The following is a 16,303-nucleotide window of genomic DNA, read 5'->3' as shown; positions in this document are numbered from 1 at the left end:
TCAGCCCTGCGCCTCGGCGGTCTGCTGCAGCTTGGCCAGGACGCTCTTGGGGTCGCCGGTCATGGCCGCCCCGAGGTTCTGCTGCACCGCGAGCTTGACCTTGTCCCAGGTGGGGTCGTCGGTCGGGGTGAGACGGGCGTTCGGCAGGGTCTCGAGGTAGACCTTGAGCTTGGGGTCCTTCTGGAAGTACTCGACCCCGGACTTCGTGACGGGGAGGAAGCCCTCCTTCTCGATGAAGGTGTTGATCTGGTCCTTGGAGTAGTAGAGCTCGTAGAACGCCTTGACCGCGTCCTGGTTGCCCGCCTTCTTGAAGGCCATCAGGTAGTCGGTGACGCCGAAGGTCTTGCTCTCGGAGCCGTCGTTGGTGGGGAACGGCGCGACCTCGTACTTGACGGTGCCGTCCTTGTCGAGGGCACCGGCCAGCGGCGAGAAGCCCACGACCATCCCGACCTTGCCCGACTTGAACAGGTCGAAGGCGTCGGCGCGGTTGGTGCGGGCCGGGTTGGCCTGGGTGAGACCGGCGTCGGCGAGCTTCTTCATGAAGGTCAGGGACTCGACGTTCTGCTCGGAGTCGATGGTCCACTTGCCGTCGGTCTTCCAGTCACCGCCGTTGTTGAAGAGCCACATCGAGAACTCGCCCTGCGACTCCTCGGGGCCGAGCGGCATCGCGTAGCCGATGTCGCCGGCGGCCTTGATCTTCGTGGCGTCGGCCTCGAGCTCGGTCCAGGTCTTCGGGGGCGCCGAGATGCCGGCCTTCTGGAACACCGCGGTGTTGTAGAAGAGGGCGCGGGCGCTGCTGAGGTCGGGGAAGCCGTAGAACTTGCCGTCGTAGGTGCCGTACTTGACGAAGGTCGGCAGGATGTCGCTCTTGGCCTCGGCCGGGAGCACGTCGTCGGCCGAGTACAGCAGGCCGTCCTTGGCGTAGCTCGCGTAGGCGTTGAGGTTCAGGATGTCCGGCGGCTGGTTGTTCTGGATCATGGTCGACGACTGCTGGTCGATGTTGTCCCAGCTGACCACGTTGACGTTGAGGGTGTAGCCGTACTTGTCCTTGTACTCCTTGGCGAAGGAGTCCCAGAACGCCTTGGTGTTGTCCTTGCTGTACTCGGCGGCCATCAGCGTGATGGTGGTGGCCTTGGAGCCACCGGACGAGCCGCCGTCGGCCTGGCCCGCACCGGTACCTCCGCCGCAGGCGCCCAACAGCAGCGCCGGGAGCACGGTGCCGACCACGAGCGCGGTCTTCTTCGACATCCCCATGTCTGTCCTCCTTCTTCTCATGATGACCCGACGGCGCGGCCGTCGGTGGTCCGGCCCCGGCCGGGGTCGCCCACGGGGTGCTCCGGGAGGGCGGTCACCGGTCGGCGCGCCGGGTGGCGACGACGGCCGGTGGTCCTCACCAGAACTCCCCGTAGACAGTTACGAATGATTCGTAAATAATCATCCTCGACACGATCCGCGTCAAGACCCCTGGGGGTGGCAACTCGATGAGCGACACCGCGCGGGTGGCCAACGGCCCCCACGTGCTGCGCGGCATGAACCGCGCCGCCCTCCTGGCCGCGCTCCGTCGGGCGGAGGGGGCCGCCAGCGTGTCCGAGCTCGCCGCCCTCACCTCGCTCTCGCGCCCCGCGGTGACCCGCTCGGTCGACGACCTGGTCGAGCTCGGGCTGGTCGAGCGCCGGCGCTCGCGCGCCGAGGGAGCGCCCGGCCGGCCGGCGCAGCGGGTCCGCTTCCGCAGCGAGCTCGGCTGTGTCGTCGGGGTGCAGGTGGGGGCGCACGAGGTCCACGCGCAGCTGGCCGACCTGGCGGGCGAGCCGCGGGCCGAGGTGCGCCTCGCCACCGCGGCGACCGCGGCCGACGTCCTCGAGACGGTGCTCACGGCGGTGCGCACGCTGCGCCGGTCGGACGCCTCCGCCACCGGGGTCTGGGCCGTCGGCATCGGCAGCCCGGGCGTGGTCGACGTCTCGACCGGCCGCATCCGCACCGCCCCGAACATCCCGGGCTGGAGCGCGGTGCCCGTCACCGAGCGGGTCGCGGCCGAGGTGGGCTGCCCGGTCCTGATCGACAACGACGTCAACCTCGCCGCCCTGGCCGAGCGCGCGGTTGGGGTGGCCCGGGGGGTCGACACCTTCGCCTTCGTGCACTGGGACGAGCAGGTCGGCGCGGGGATCGTCATCGACGGCGTGCCCTACCGCGGCGCCACCATGGCCGCGGGCGAGCTCGGCTTCGTCGACGTCTTCCGCGACCCCGCCGCCACCCATGACGACGGCCCGCTGGCGCCCGAGGGCAGCCCCGGGGCGTTCGAGCGGCGGGTGTCGACGATGGCCGTCGCGCAGGTCGCCCGGGCCCTGGCCGTTCACGACCCGCTGGTGGCGGCCGAGCTGGCCGTCGCTCCCGGCGGTGCGGCGTCCGGCGACGGGAGCGTGGACGCGCTCGGCGCCCTCCTGCGGGCGGGGGCGGCCGGCAGCGCCGACGCCGCGGAAGCGGCCGAGCGGGTCGTGCACTGGTTCTGCGCCGGGGTGTCGGCCCTGGTCCTGGTGCTCGACCCCGGCACCGTCGTGCTCGGCGGGCGAGCCACCCGGGTCGGCGAGCCGCTGGTCGGCGCGGTCGCCGCCGAGCTCGCCCGGTCGACCCTCGACCCGCCCCGCGTCCTGCTCTCGCAGCTCGGCGGCTCGGCCGTCGCCACGGGGGCGGTGCGGCTGGCGCTCACCGCGGTCGAGCGCCGCCTCGAGAGCACGGTGGCCACCGCGTGACCACCCTCCAGCCGACGCCGTCGGCCACTCCTGCCTCCGCCGTCGACGCGCCCGCCGGGCTGCTGCGGGTCGGCGTCGACATCGGCGGCACCCGCACCAAGGTCGTGGCCGTGCGCGACGGCGTCGTCCTGGCCCGCTTCCTGCGCCCCACCCCGCGGGACGTCGCCGTCACGGTCGGGCCGCTGGTCGCCGACGTCCTGGCCTCGGTGCTGTCGACCGAGCACCTGCCCGCCACCGACACCGCCTCCGGGGTCGACCGGGTGGGCGTGGTCGTCCCCGGCATCGTCGACGAGGAGCACCAGCGGGCGGTCTGGTCGGCCAACCTCGGCTGGCGCGACCTCGATGTCGCCGCCGCGCTCGCCGGGCACGTCGCGGTACCGGTCCTGCTCGGCCACGACGTGCGGGCGGGGCTGCTGGGCGAGCACCTGCTCGGCGCCGCGGCCGGGGTCGACGACGTGCTGTTCGTGCCGCTCGGCACCGGCCTCGCGGCCGCCCTGATGACCGCGGGGCGGGTCGTGCGCGGGTCGGAGTGGACCGGCGAGCTCGGCCACGTCCGGGTCGTGCCCGACGGGCCCGAGTGCGGCTGCGGCCGGTTCGGCTGCCTCGAGGCGGTGGCCGGGGCCACCGCCGTGGGCCGCCGCTGGCGCGAGGCGGGCCGCGAGGGCGACGCCCGCACCGTCTCGGCCGCGGTCGAGGCCGGTGACCCGCTGGCGGCGTCCATCTGGACCGCCGCGGTCGAGGCCCTGGCCGACGCGTTCGCCCCGGTCGTCGCCACCGCCGGCACCCGGCTGGTGCTGGTGGGCGGCGGGATGGCCCAGGCCGGCGCGACCCTGCTCGACCCCTTACGGGCGGCGCTGGCCGAGCGGCTGCCGATGCCCGACGGGGTGGCGGTCGCGGCGTCCGGGCTCGGCGAGTGGTCGGGCGCGGTGGGGGCGGCCCACCTCGACCTCGGCACCGGCTGAGCCGGCCCTGCGCTCAGGGCCCGGCCGCGGGGGCCTCGACCTGCGGGCGGGCCTGCCACAGGGCCCAGTCGGCGCTGACCTCACCGGCGGCCCGCAGCAGCCGGGGAAGGTGCTCGTCGACGAGCTGCTCGGTGGAGGTCTCGGCCGCGTGCACGGTGACGTTCATCGCGGCCCGCACCGCACCGGTGCCGTCCCGCACCGGCACGGCGACCGAGCGGACGCCGGGGGCGAGCTCCTCGTCAGCCAGAGCCCAGCCGCGCGCCCGGACCGAGGTCAGCTCGTCCCTCAGAGCGGACGGGTCCCAGGCACGGCGGGGCAGGACCGGCGAGCGGCTGGGCAGCGCGAGGGCGGCGTCGAGGTCGGCGGGCGCCAGCCCCGCCAGCAGCACCTTGCCCTGCGAGGTGGGAGGCGCCGGGAAGCGGGTCCCGACCTCCACCCGCAGCGCGATGATCTTCGGCACGGCCACCCGCGCCACGTAGACGATGTCGGAGCCGTCGAGCTGGGCCATCGACGAGGACTCCCCGGTCTGCCCGACGAGCCACTCCATCCGCGGGCGGGCGACGTCCCACAGCCCGAGCGAGGCGATGTAGGCCATCCCGAGGCTCAGGACCCGGGGCGTCGGCTCGAACCCGCCGTCGACCTGCCGCACGAACCCGAGCTCGTCGAGGGTGAGCAGCAGCCGGCGCGCGGTGGGGCGGGCGAGGCCGGTGGCCGCCGCGACGTCGCTGAGCGAGCGTCGGGGATGCGCGGCGTCGAAGCAGCCGAGCACGTCGAGCCCCCGCGCGAGTGCCTCGACGAAGTCGGCGCCCTGCCCACGACCGGCCACGCGACCTCCCTCGACCTGGTGCTGCGGCGGATCCGCGCGGACGACCCTACGCGGTGAGCGGCCGGCCCTTCACTCCCCGGCGCCGGGCTCACCGAAGATGCTGCCGCGGGCGAGCGTGGTGTCGGTGCGGAAGTCGGTGTACTGGTACGGGTTGTCGAGCATCTTGTCGTCCTCGCCCGGCTCCTCGGGGTTCATCCCCGCGGCCCAGGCGTCCTCGCCCATGACCGAGCGCAGGTGCTCGACGGTGCTCTCGGCCCGCCGGCGGAGGTCGGCGAGGTCGATCCCGACGAGCTTGCCGTCCTGCTTGACGACCACCCCGTCGACGAGCACGGTGTGGACGTCGCCGCGCTGCGCCTGGAACGCGACGTGACCGTAGGGGTTGAGGAGCGGGAAGGACACCGGCGAGGAGTCGTTGCGCAGCAGGACCACGTCGGCCTTGGCACCGGGCACGATGCGGCCCAGCTCGTCGGCGCCGAGCGCCCGCGCGCCGCCGCGGGTCGCCCAGTCGACGACGTGCTCGGCCCGCAGGTGCACGTTGGTCACGGTGTCACCCGCGGCGTGGGCCTCGAGGTGCTCGCGCGAGCGGTCGGCACCGAGCGTCGTGCGCATCGCGGAGAACAGGTCGCCGCTCCACCAGACGCTGGTGTCCATCGACAGCGAGACCGGGATGTCGTGCTTGCGGACCTGCCAGGTGGGGGGGTACCCCTGGCCGGCGCTCTGCTCGGACTCGGTCGACACCGAGACCGACCCGCCGGTGGCGGCGATCCGGTGGTAGCTGTCGGTCGAGAGGGTCGCGGCGTGCACGTAGACGGTCGACTCGTCGGCGAAGCCGTGGTCGGTCATCAGCCGGATGCCGTCGTCGTTCGTGGCGCCCCAGACCCCGGCGTGGGTCGTGACGGGCAGGCCGAGCTCGCGGGCGGCCTCGAACGCGGCCCGCTCGGGGAAGGCGGGGTCGCCGGTGACGTCGAAGGCGAGCTGCCAGCCGTAGAGGTCGCCGCGGCGGCGGTCGAGGAACGAGCGCAGGGCCGGGTCGGCGGCCCACTCCCACGGGCCCCCCTGGATGTTGCCGTAGGCGAGGACGAACCGGCCGGGGACGGCGGCCAGCGCGTCGACGGCGGCCTCGGCGTGGTCGATGGTCTGCAGGCCGTGCGACCAGTCGACGGTCGTCGTCACCCCGGCCTCGAGGGACTCCCACGCCGAGAGCAGGTTGCCGGTGTGCACGTCCTCGGGGCGGAAGTGCTTCCCGCTCTCGAGGTAGTACCAGACGAAGTACTGGGTGAGGGTCCAGTCGGCGCCGTAGCCGCGCATGGCGGTCTGCCACATGTGGCGGTGGGTGTCGATCATCCCCGGCATGACGATGCCGCCGGCGGCGTCGATCTCGAGGGCACCCTCCGGGGCGGTGAGCCCGACACCGACCTCGGCGATCCGGTCCCCGACCACGAGGACGTCGGTGCCGTACAGCACGGTGTGCTGGTCGTCCATCGTGAGGACCGTGCCCCCGCGGAACAGCACCGGTGCACCCTCGGTCGTCGCGTCGAGCGCCATCGTCACTCCCATCGTCAGTGGTGGCGGACAGATGTCCGTAGAACGGCGTTCAGCCGCGCATCCCACTCTCCGCCCGCTCCGCGACCGCTGTCAAGACCCTTCCGTGCCACACTGCAGACTCCTTGACAGGGGCCGGTCCTCCCCCGCAGACTCGAGAACCAGCCCAACGGACGACTGTCCGCGAAACGAGTCGGAGGCCTCCTGTGACCGCATCGTCAGGACCCCTCAGCGGTCTGCTGGTCGCCGACTTCTCCCGCGTCCTGGCCGGGCCCTACGCCACGATGCTCCTCGCCGACCTGGGCGCCGAGGTCGTCAAGGTCGAGTCACCGGCCGGCGACGACACCCGGTCCTGGAGCCCCCCGGTGCGCGACGGCGTCTCGACGTACTACCTCGGGGTGAACCGCAACAAGCGCTCGGTCGTGCTCGACCTCAAGGACGACGGCGACCGCGCGGCCGCCCAGGAGCTGGCCCGGCGCGCCGACGTCCTGGTGGAGAACTTCAAGCCCGGGGGGCTCGCCCGCTTCGGCCTCGACTACGACGCGGTCGCCGCCACCAACCCCGGCATCGTCTACGCCTCCATCACCGGCTTCGGCAGCGGCCCCGGCGGCCGTGACCTGCCGGGCTACGACCTCATCGTGCAGGCCATCTCCGGGCTGATGAGCCTCACCGGCTCCCCCGACGGCGAGCCGTTCCGGGCCGGCATCTCGGTCTTCGACGTCATGGCCGGGCTGCACGCGAGCATCGGGGTGCTCTCGGCCCTGCACGCCCGCCACGACACCGGCCGGGGGCAGCACGTCGAGGTCAACCTGCTGTCGTCGGCCCTGTCGGGGCTGGTCAACCAGTCCAGCGCCTTCGTGGCCGGCGGCGTCGTCCCCCACCGGATGGGCAACAGCCACCCGAGCCTCTTCCCCTACGAGCCGCTCCCCTGCTCCGACCGCGACCTCGTCGTCACCGCGGGCAACAACGGCCAGTTCCGGCGCCTGGTCGAGGTGCTCGGCGTGCCCGAGCTGGCCGACGACCCGCGCTTCGCCCGCAACGAGGACCGGACGGCCCATCGCGACGAGCTGCGCCCGCTCCTCGTCGAGCGCCTGCGCACCCGCACCGCCATGGAGTGGTTCCGCGACATCATCGCCGCCGGGGTGCCCTGCGGCCCGATCAACACCGTCGACGGCGGGGTCGCCTTCGCCGAGGGGGTCGGGCTGGAGCCGGTCGTGCACGTGGGCGAGGGCGACGCCGCCGTCCCGTCCATCCGCAACCCGATCCGGTTCTCCGACAGCCAGGCCCGTTACGACCTCCCCCCGCCGTCCCTCGACGCGGACGGTGACGACATCCGGCGCTGGCTCTCGGAGCCGGCCCCCGCGCGCGACGAGGAGCCGCGATGACGACCTACCCCACCTCCCTCGGGACCTCCACCGCCGACGAGATCCGCCTCCTCGGGCAGGACCTCACCGAGGACCTCATGGGCTCGGTCGGCTTCGGGGAGCTCGCGTTCTGGCTCGTCGCGATGCGCCGCCCCACGCCCCAGGAGACCCGCGTCTTCGAGGCGGTCCTCGTGGCCCTCGCCGACCACGGCTTCACCCCCACCGCCATCGCCGCCCGCCTCACCTACCTCTCGGCCCCCGACTCGCTGCAGGGCGCGCTCGCTGCGGGCCTGCTCGGCGGCGGGTCGCGCTTCCTCGGGGTCACCGAGGACTGCGGCGCGTTCCTCCACGCGGTCGTCTCGGACCTCGGCGACGAGCTGCCCACCGACGACGCGGGCTGGGACGCCGTGGCGCTCGAGGCGGTGCGGCGCACGAAGGAGGCCCGGCGGTTCGTCCCCGGTCTGGGGCACCCCGTGCACAAGCAGGGCGACCCCCGCACGCCCGTGCTCCTGCGCATCGCCGAGGAGGAGGGCCTGCGCGGCCCCCACCTGCGCCTCTTCGAGGCGGTCGGGAGGGTGCACGACCAGGTCCTCGGGAAGCGCCTGCCGCTCAACGGGGCCGGGGTCTGCGGCGCGGCGCTGGCCGACCTCGGGCTGCCGGTCGAGATGCTGCGCGGCTTCGCGCTGCTCGCCCGGTGCGCCGGCCTGCTCGGCCAGCTGGCCGAGGAGCGACGCCGCCCCATCGGCATGGATGCCTACCTGTCGGTCGACCGCAACGCGGTCTACGTCGACCCCGAGTCCTGACCTTTCCGGAAGGAGCACCCGCATGGCCCAGGTCGTCGCCGTCATCGCCTCGACGCACCACCCCTTCTACTACCGCGCCAGCACCGCGGTGGGTGACGAGCGGCCCCCGTTCGCGGACGAGTGGGTCGCGAAGATCGAGCGCTTCCGCGAGACCCTGACCCGGGCCCGGCCCGATGTCCTCGTCATGGTGGGCAGCGACCACTTCCACCAGCTCTGGCTCGACAACATGCCGCAGTTCCTCGTGGGCAAAGCGCCTGTCTACGATGCCAACTGGTACAACGAGGAGCGCGAGTTCGGGCTGCCGCGGCTGCGCCTCGAAGGGCACGAGGAGCTGTCGTCGCACATCCTGCGCGGTGGCCTGGACTCCGGCTTCGACCTCGCGTTCAGCAACGAGCTGCGGATCGACCACTCGATCACCTGCCCGATCATCACCCTGCGCCCCGAGGCCGACCTCCCGATCGTGCCGATCTACACGAACATCTTCGCGCCGCCGCTGCCGCAGCCGAAGCGCTTCGTCGAGCTCGGCCGCACCATCCGCGAGCTCGTCGAGGGCTGGCCCAGCGACCAGCGGGTGGCCATCATCGGCACCGGCCACCTCTCGCTCGAGCTCGGCGGCCCGCGCCAGTTCGGGCCCCACGGACCCGACCCGGACTTCGACCGCCGGGCCGTCGAGTGGATCGCCAACGGCGACCTCGAGGGCTGCCTCGGTGAGGTCACCCTCGACAGCCTCCACCTGCCGGGCAACGCGACCCACGGCTTCATGGACTTCATGCTGATGATGGGCGTCGCGGGCCAGGGGGTGCGCGCCGACCACGTCGACAGCCTCGACCTGTTCCACACGATGGAGGCCTACTTCACCTGGTACCCCGAGGGAGCGCCGGCATGAGCAAGTACCTGGTGAACAAGTTCCTCTACACCGTCGACCGTGACCCCGAGCTGGTGGAGCGCTACCGCACCGACCCCGCCGGCACCGTCGGCTGGTGGGAGGAGACGCTGGCCAACCGCATCCTCAACGTGCCCGATGCCGAGGCGAGCACCTGGCTGGCCTTCGAGGTCGCCGAGCGCGCCGCGCTCGTCGCCCACGACCACGTGGCGCTGTTCGAGCTCGGGGCGCACCCGTTCCTCACGCTGACCCTCTTCATCGCGATGTTCGAGCGCGACCACCCCGAACCGCTGTCGTACCAGAAGGGCTACGGGCAGGCGCTGGCCCACCTGTCGCTGCCGTACCCCGACATCGCCACCTGAGCCGTGCGCGCCGTCGTCGTCACCGCCCACGGCCGCCCCCCCGCGGCGGCCGGGCACCCGGACCCCGCGCCCGCGCCCGGCCAGGTCCTGGTCGAGGTCACCGCCGCGCCCATCACCCCCCTCGACCTGCTCTGCGCATCGGGCACGTCCTACTTCGGCGCACCCGCTCTTCCCTACGTCCCCGGCGTCCAGGGAGTCGGAGTCGTCCGGGAAGGGCCGTCCCACCTCGTCGGGCGGCGGGTCTGGTTCGCGAGCACGGCCGGGATGGCGCCCGGCGACGGGGGGATGGCCGAGCTGGCCGCCGTGGCCCCGGCCGACCTCGTCCCGCTCCACGCCGACGTCCCCGACCCTCTGGTCGCGGCCCTCGGCCTGTCGGCGGTCGCGGCCTGGGAGGTGCTCGAGGCGCGGGCCCACCTGCTCCCGGGGGAGTGCGTGGTCGTCCTCGGCGCGGGCGGGGTGGTCGGCCAGGTGGCCGTGCAGGCCGCCCGCCTCCTGGGCGCCCGGCGGGTCGTCGCACTCGCCCGCTCTGCCGCCGCCCGGGATGCCGCCGCGCGCCGGGGTGCCGACGAGGTCGTCGCCCTCGACGGCGACGAGGACCCCGCAGCGCTCGCCGCCCGCATCCGGGAGGCCTGCGCCGGCGACGGCGCCGACGTCGTCGTCGACCCCCTCGCCGGCGTCGCCGCCAGCGCCGCCGTCCTCGCCCTCGCCCCGGGGGGTCGGCTGGTCAACCTCGGCAGCAGCGCCGGCGCCACCCTCACCGTCGACTCCGCGGCCCTGCGTAGCCGCTCGGCGGCCGTCCTCGGGTACACCAACACCACCCTGACGGCGCAGCGCCGCGAGCAGGTCCTCACCACCGTCCTCGCGCACGCCGCCCGCCGGGAGGTCGACGTCGACCACACCGTCCACCCGCTGAGCGACGTGGCCGACGCCTGGCACCGGGTGCGCGAGGGGACGGCTCCGGACCGCGTCGTCCTGGTCCCCTGACGCCGGGCGGGCGGCCGGTGGTCGGGCGTGTCCCCGCGAGCCCGTAGACTGGTCGCAGTGGCCCGCCCAGTTCTGCCTCGGGCCCTGCTTCCTCTGATGTCGATGCCAGTGTGACCGGCCCCATGGCCGCCGTCACCGCGCGCCGCGGCCCCAAGAGCCCGCCCGGCAGAACATCCACGTTGTCGCTGCCGACGGCTACTCGTCGCCCCGACACACCCCACCACCGGGAGACCACCCCGTGTCCTCAGACACCTTCGGCGCGCTCGGCGTGCCCACCGTCCTCGCCGACGTCCTGGCCCAGGCCGGGATCACGACGCCCACCCCCATCCAGGCCGCGACCCTGCCCGACTCGCTCGCCGGCCGTGACCTGCTCGGCCGCGGCCGCACCGGCTCCGGCAAGACCGTCGCCTTCCTGCTGCCGCTGCTCGCGCGCCTCTCCACCAGCGGGAAGCAGCGCACCCCCAAGCGGCCCCGCGCCCTCATCCTCGCCCCGACCCGCGAGCTCGCCACCCAGATCGACGAGGCCATGGCCCCGCTCGCCGCGGTGCTCGGCCTCACCTCGCGCACCGTCTTCGGCGGCGTCGGCCAGGGCCCGCAGGTCTCGGCCATCCGCCGCGGCGTCGACGTCGTGGTGGCCTGCCCCGGCCGCCTCGAGGACCTCATCGCCCAGGGTCACGTCGCCCTCGACGCCGTCGAGGTCACCGTCGTCGACGAGGCCGACCACATGGCCGACCTCGGCTTCCTGCCCCAGGTGCGTCGCATCCTCGACGCCACCCCGAGCCGTGGCCAGCGGATGCTGTTCTCGGCCACGCTGGACGCCGGGATCGGCGTGCTCGCCAAGCGCTACCTGCACGACCCGGCTACCCACGAGGCCGACTCGGCCCAGTCCCCGGTGTCCGCGATGTCGCACCACGTGCTGCACGTGGCCGGGGCCGCGCACCTACCGGTGCTGGTCGACCTCACCTCGGCGCCGGGTCGCACGATCGTGTTCACCCGCACCAAGCACCGCGCCAAGCGGATCGCCCGCCAGCTCAACGAGGCCGGCGTCCCCGCGGTCGAGCTGCACGGCAACCTCAGCCAGGGCCAGCGCACCCGCACCATGGAGGCCTTCCACACCGGGGCCGCCAAGACCCTCGTCGCCACCGACATCGCGGCCCGCGGCATCCATGTCGACGACGTGGGGCTGGTGATCCACGCCGACCCGCCGGTCGAGCACAAGGCGTACCTGCACCGCTCGGGCCGCACCGCGCGCGCCGGCGCCTCGGGCACCGTCATCACGCTGATGACCGACGACCAGGTGCGCGACGTGCGCGACCTCACCCGCAAGGCCGGCATCAACCCGACCATCACCCGGGCCCACGCCCAGCACCCCGTGCTGGCCGAGCTCGCCCCCGGCGAGCGCTCCCTCGAGGGCGGCTACGTCGCCCCCGGCGGCGCCGAGCGCTCCGGTGGCGGCGGCGGTGGTCGCCGCGGTGGCGGCCGTCCCGGCGGTGCGGCGGGCTCCCCTCGCCAGGGTGGCGGTCCGCGCAGCTCGCGGGGCCCGCGCAGCGAGCCGCGCGCCGCTGGCCAGGCCCAGGGTCAGGGGCGTCCGCGCCGCGGCTCCGGCTCCTCCGGCCGGCCGGCCGCCGCCTCGTCCGGTCGCCCGGGCTCCGCGCCGTCGGGCCGCTCGGCCGCGTCCTTCTCCGAGGGTGCGCGCCCGCGCCGCTCCCGCTGACCCTCCGGCCTCACCCGGCCCGACGCCCCGCTCCGGCCCTCACGGCCGGGGCGGGGCGTCGCTCGTCCGGGCCGCCCAGGCGCCGGTGCACCACAGCACCAGCGCGACCAGGAGCGGCTGGAACAGCAGCCGGATGCCGCGAGCCCGGTCGGTGTCGAGCCCGAACCCGTCGGTGCCGGTGACGAACTGGCTGATGTTGCCGGGGAACACCGCCACCAGGAAGCCCGCCACGACCCATCCGACGGCCGGCCGGTACCGCCGCGGTGCCAGCGCCAGCGCCGCCGCGAGGGCCAGCTCCAGCACGCCGCTCAGCGCGATGACGAGCTCGGGGGCCGGCAGCCAGGGCGGGATCTGGGCCCGGAACGACCCGGCCGACACCAGGTGGGCCACCCCCGCGACGGCGAGGAACGCCGCGAAGGCGAGGCGGCCGGCGGTGCGGGGCACCGACGTGGGGACGGCGGCGGGGCGCAGGTGCATGGCCCCACCCCACCACGCCGGGCACACGAAGGGGGCCGGCCCCGCGGGCCGGCCCCCTCGCGTCGTGCTCGCTCAGCGCAGGACGAACGTCGCCGTCTGCGTCTGGCCCGTCTCCGGGACGGTGACCGTCACGGTGAAGGTGCCCGTGCCCGGCAGGTCACCGGTGCGCAGGTTGTACTGCCAGATGCCGTCGACCAGGGCGGCCGAGCCGGTGAGGACGGTCGTGCCGCTGGTGCTCACCGTGACGACCGGCGCCAGGTCGGTGGGGACCGAGCCGTCGCAGTCGGCGAAGGCGATCTTCACCGGCAGCGTCGAGCCCTTCTTGCTCGTGCGACCCTCCTTCGAGAGGGGACCCTCGAAACCGGTGGTCGCATAGGCGACCGAGACGACCGCGGTCGCGGGCGCTGCCGCCTGGCCGTGGCTGTCGGTGACGACCACCGAGGCCGTGTACCGCCCCGCCGCGGCGTAGGTGTGCGTCGCCGTGACCCGGGTCTGGCCGGCCGCGGCCTGGACCGTGCCGGTCGTACCGTCGCCCCAGGTGATGGCGACGGTGTGGGTGTCGGCCACGTCGCGGTCGGCGATGTCGACCGTCAGGGTCGCGGCCCGTCCGCAGCCGACCAGCACGGGCGAGAACGCCGCGCTCGCCGTGGGGGGCGAGTTGGGCGCCAGGCCGATCTTGACCGGGTCGTGGTCGGAGACGCGGTACTGGTCGGGCGCGTACAGCATCGCCTGGAGGTCGGCCGACTTGAAGTCGGTGTTGTAGTCCAGCACCGAGGGCTCGTCGGCGTTGATGTGGTAGTCCGCGACGCCCGTGACCTGGTCGAGGAGCGAGTGCGAACCGAGGGCGTGGTCGAGGTAGCCCCACTGGCCGTCGAAGGCGTAGGAGTAGGCGTCCTCGCCCTGGTACTTCTCCACGAGGTTGGTGAAGCCGCCGGCCTCGAGGGCACGGATCGGGTCCTCCTTGGCGTAGGAGTTGTAGTCGCCGACGAGCAGGACGTCGTCGTCGCCGGTGCCGGTCGGGTCGGTGGCGAGCCACGCGAGCAGCGCCTTGACCGAGTTGGTGCGCACGACGTTGCAGTTGGCCTGGCCGTCACCGGCGTCCGGGACCGAGCAGGCCGACCCCTTGGACTTCAGGTGGTTGACGTCCGTCACGAAGACGCCGCCGGTGGCGTTGACCTTCCAGGCCTGGGCGAGGGAGGGACGGGCCCGCGGGGCGGGATCGCCGCCGTTGACGAACTCGACACTGTTGAGGACGGCGGTCCGGCCGACGGGGGTGACGACCGCGGGCCGGTAGATGCTGCCGACCTTGATGGCGTCGCTGCCCAGCGCGTCGACCTGCCCGGTACGGGCGTCGACGTCGAGGTAGGCGAAGGTGCCCGGCGTCGTGGCCGCGTTGAGGCGGTCGACGAGGGACGCGATCGCGCTGGTCGCGCCGTAGCCGTCGTTCTCGATCTCGTTGACGCCGTACACGTCGGCGTCGAGGGCGAGGATGGCGGCGACGGTCTTGGCGGTCTGGCGCTCGAGCTCGGTGGCCGTGTTGGCCCCGCGGCAGTCCATCGCCGGTCCCGTCACACCGCCGGTGCAGTTGTTGCCGGTCGTGTCGAGGGTGTTGAAGTAGTTGAGCAGGTTCATCCCCACGACCTGGACGTCACCGCCGACGTCCTCGGGCGTGGTCGGGCGGGGGTTCGCGGCGGTGAAGGTGATGCCGGCCCCGGTCTGGTCGACCGGGCGCAGGCGGTAGGAGTTGGGGCTCGCCGAGTTGCCGCCCCAGGTGTAGGTCATGACGCCGGTCGCGCCCGTCACGGTGTCACCGCCGCGCAGCGTGTTCGACGCCGACAGGGGCTGCCCGCCGCGGCCCCAGATGATGGGGTCGGGGTTCTGGCTGTTGAGGGTGTCGTCGACGATCAGGCGGTTGAGGTCGTTCTTCGCCTGGAGGGCGTTGGCCTCGGCCCCCGGCGCGACGACGTTGGTGGGCTGCTGCAGGCGGCCACCGGAGGAGACCGTGACCTGGCCGAAGCGGCCGAGCTGGTAGTGCTCGGTCACCGACAGGGTCTGCGGCATCGTGACGAGCATCCCCTCGTACTTCTCGAAGTCGGTGGCGCTGGCCATGGGCAGGCGGACCTCCGTGGAGGTCACGGTGCCGGCGCCGCAGGCGTCGGTGGTGCTCGCCGACAGCTGGGTCTGGCCCTGGAACTCCGAGACCGCCCCGGTGACGCGCACGACGTCGCCGCGCGAGACCTCGTCGGCGCCGCCGTCGAAGACGAACACGGCGTCGGAGGTGGCCGGGTCGCCGTCACCGGTCGCGTCCTGGAGGTAGTAGCCGCGCAGCGAGCCGCGGCCCTCGTAGTCGGCGACGACGACGCCCTGGGTGGTGACCGTCCGGCCCTCCAGCGGCGAGGTGTCGCCGTCGCCCTGGATGGCGGGGATGCGGGTGTAGGAGGCGGCGCAGACATCCCCCACGCCGAAGCGGGTGACGTAGTCGGCCTCGAGGGTGTCGGGCGGGTCGTTGGCGTCGACGTCGCTGACCCCGGCGGCGTGGACGGTGAGGGTGCACGACTGGCCGAGTGCGAGGTCGGTGGCGGGGTCGACGGTGTACTCGGTGGGGCCCCCGGTCACGGTGACAGCGACGTCACCGGAGGTGCAGGTGAGGGTGACGGCGCCCGAGGCCAGGGCGACCGGCTCGCTGAAGGTCACGGTCGGCGAGGTGCTGCCGGCAACCGTCGCGCCGTCCTGCGGGGTCACGGCGGTGACGGTCGGGGCGAGGTCGACGACGGGGCCGCAGTCGGCCGTGTGCGCCCCGAGTCCGTCGGCGGTGTCGACCGCGTAGCCGTCCCACTGCACGGCCGGGTCGAACGCGTCGCCGGGGGTGGCGTCCCCCGCGCAGACGGTGGCCTTGCGGCGCAGGGTGTGGTCCTTGGTGCTGGTGACGCCGGTGCCCCACTCGGCGCCGGGGTCGGTGCCGAGCTGGCCGAAGGAGTCGATGACGGCGCCGTCGTGGCGCAGGGTGACCGCGTCGTTCCCGTTCCAGTTGGCGCTGCCCGAGAGGAGGTCCGCGACCGCCTTGATGGTCGCGTTGGCGCTGTTGTTCGCGAGGACGTACACGTCGCCCGGGGCCACCGTGCCGGTGAGGGGGATGGTGTTGGTCGCGGTCGTGGTGCCGTTGGCGAACACCTGCACGGTGTAGGCGCCGGCGGTGAGGTCGACCGGTGAGCCGGTCCCGTTGTAGATCTCGAGCGCCTTGTTGTTGCTCGAGCCCTCGACGTACTCCGAGACGAGGAGATCGGCGGGGGCAGCGGCCGACGCGGGGGTGGGCGTCAGCGCGACGGGCGCCGCGAGGGCGAGGGCGCCGACGGCGACCCTCCCCACGAGACGGCGCAACGGCGTGCGGTTCATGCATCCTCCCAGGGGTCCGGCGGGGAGCGCCGACCTGTCATCGACACCTCGACCCGCTCGTGTGCGCGGCGAACGTAACACCGGCGAACGACGCCGGCGACCCGAGGAGTCCCACGGGTTCGTGAACTCCGGGAGAACCCTCGGAGGCCGCCTCCGGACCGCTCGCGGGGAACATCCGGGCCGGTCATGGCCTTGGCCCAGAGGTAGACCCGCGGCGCGCGTGGTCGGCATCCGCCCCTCTGCGCC

Annotated in this window: 13 protein-coding genes; 8 read left to right on the top strand and 5 right to left on the bottom strand. The window is 73.8% G+C overall.

Annotation, left to right across the window (positions count from 1 at the left end):
- The gene (locus ATL31_RS08845; RefSeq protein WP_245862162.1) at positions 1-1,254 is read right to left on the bottom strand and encodes an extracellular solute-binding protein; all 1,254 of its coding nucleotides are present in this window, start codon (positions 1,252-1,254) and stop codon (positions 1-3) included.
- Positions 1,255-1,481: 227 nt separating this feature from the next.
- Between ATL31_RS08845 and ATL31_RS08840 the strand changes: the two genes are divergently transcribed.
- Entirely contained in the window at positions 1,482-2,747 is a 1,266-nt protein-coding gene (locus ATL31_RS08840; RefSeq protein WP_101395440.1) for an ROK family transcriptional regulator, read from the top strand.
- On the top strand, positions 2,744-3,709 hold the full coding sequence (locus tag ATL31_RS08835) for an ROK family protein (protein ID WP_245862158.1): 966 nt from the start codon (positions 2,744-2,746) through the stop codon (positions 3,707-3,709). The genes ATL31_RS08840 and ATL31_RS08835 overlap by 4 nt, the downstream gene beginning before the upstream one ends.
- Before the next feature lie 13 nt (positions 3,710-3,722).
- On the opposite strand, the gene ATL31_RS08830 is transcribed toward ATL31_RS08835, so the two are convergent.
- Both ATL31_RS08830 and ATL31_RS08825 read right to left on the bottom strand, forming a co-directional pair.
- Positions 3,723-4,535, bottom strand: a complete 813-nt coding sequence (locus ATL31_RS08830) for an IclR family transcriptional regulator domain-containing protein (RefSeq protein ID WP_101395439.1) — start codon at positions 4,533-4,535, stop codon at positions 3,723-3,725.
- Between the two features lie 69 nt (positions 4,536-4,604).
- Entirely contained in the window at positions 4,605-6,080 is a 1,476-nt protein-coding gene (locus ATL31_RS08825; RefSeq protein ID WP_101397430.1) for an amidohydrolase family protein, read from the bottom strand.
- A 203-nt stretch (positions 6,081-6,283) separates the two neighbouring features.
- Here ATL31_RS08825 and ATL31_RS08820 point away from each other — a divergent pair, with 203 nt between their 5' ends.
- From ATL31_RS08820 to ATL31_RS08795, 6 genes are all read left to right on the top strand, one after another.
- Positions 6,284-7,462 (top strand): CaiB/BaiF CoA transferase family protein, encoded by a 1,179-nt coding sequence (locus ATL31_RS08820; RefSeq protein ID WP_101395438.1) that lies wholly within the window; start codon positions 6,284-6,286, stop codon positions 7,460-7,462.
- Positions 7,459-8,244, top strand: coding sequence for a citryl-CoA lyase (locus tag ATL31_RS08815; RefSeq protein WP_101395437.1), 786 nt, complete (start codon positions 7,459-7,461; stop codon positions 8,242-8,244). Before ATL31_RS08820 ends, ATL31_RS08815 begins: the two co-directional genes overlap by 4 nt.
- A gap of 22 nt (positions 8,245-8,266) precedes the next feature.
- Positions 8,267-9,130, top strand: a complete 864-nt coding sequence (locus ATL31_RS08810; protein WP_101395436.1) for a DODA-type extradiol aromatic ring-opening family dioxygenase — start codon at positions 8,267-8,269, stop codon at positions 9,128-9,130.
- The gene (locus ATL31_RS08805; RefSeq protein ID WP_101395435.1) at positions 9,127-9,489 is read left to right on the top strand and encodes a hypothetical protein; all 363 of its coding nucleotides are present in this window, start codon (positions 9,127-9,129) and stop codon (positions 9,487-9,489) included. Before ATL31_RS08810 ends, ATL31_RS08805 begins: the two co-directional genes overlap by 4 nt.
- A gap of 3 nt (positions 9,490-9,492) precedes the next feature.
- Positions 9,493-10,473: a quinone oxidoreductase family protein gene (locus ATL31_RS08800; protein WP_101395434.1), complete on the top strand. Its 981-nt coding sequence runs from the start codon at positions 9,493-9,495 to the stop codon at positions 10,471-10,473.
- 238 nt (positions 10,474-10,711) lie between these two features.
- The gene (locus ATL31_RS08795) at positions 10,712-12,187 is read left to right on the top strand and encodes a DEAD/DEAH box helicase (protein WP_101395433.1); all 1,476 of its coding nucleotides are present in this window, start codon (positions 10,712-10,714) and stop codon (positions 12,185-12,187) included.
- 39 nt (positions 12,188-12,226) lie between these two features.
- Here ATL31_RS08795 and ATL31_RS08790 read toward each other — a convergent pair whose 3' ends face one another.
- Both ATL31_RS08790 and ATL31_RS08785 read right to left on the bottom strand, forming a co-directional pair.
- The gene (locus tag ATL31_RS08790; protein ID WP_101395432.1) at positions 12,227-12,664 is read right to left on the bottom strand and encodes a DoxX family protein; all 438 of its coding nucleotides are present in this window, start codon (positions 12,662-12,664) and stop codon (positions 12,227-12,229) included.
- Positions 12,665-12,736: 72 nt separating this feature from the next.
- Entirely contained in the window at positions 12,737-16,057 is a 3,321-nt protein-coding gene (locus ATL31_RS08785; RefSeq protein WP_101395431.1) for an ExeM/NucH family extracellular endonuclease, read from the bottom strand.
- Positions 16,058-16,303 lie beyond the last annotated feature (246 nt).

The organism is Phycicoccus duodecadis, from assembly GCF_002846495.1.
GTDB classification, from domain to species: Bacteria; Actinomycetota; Actinomycetes; order Actinomycetales; family Dermatophilaceae; genus Phycicoccus; species Phycicoccus duodecadis.
Note: the sequence above shows the minus strand (reverse complement) of the source record. Positions and strands in the feature narration are given on the sequence as shown.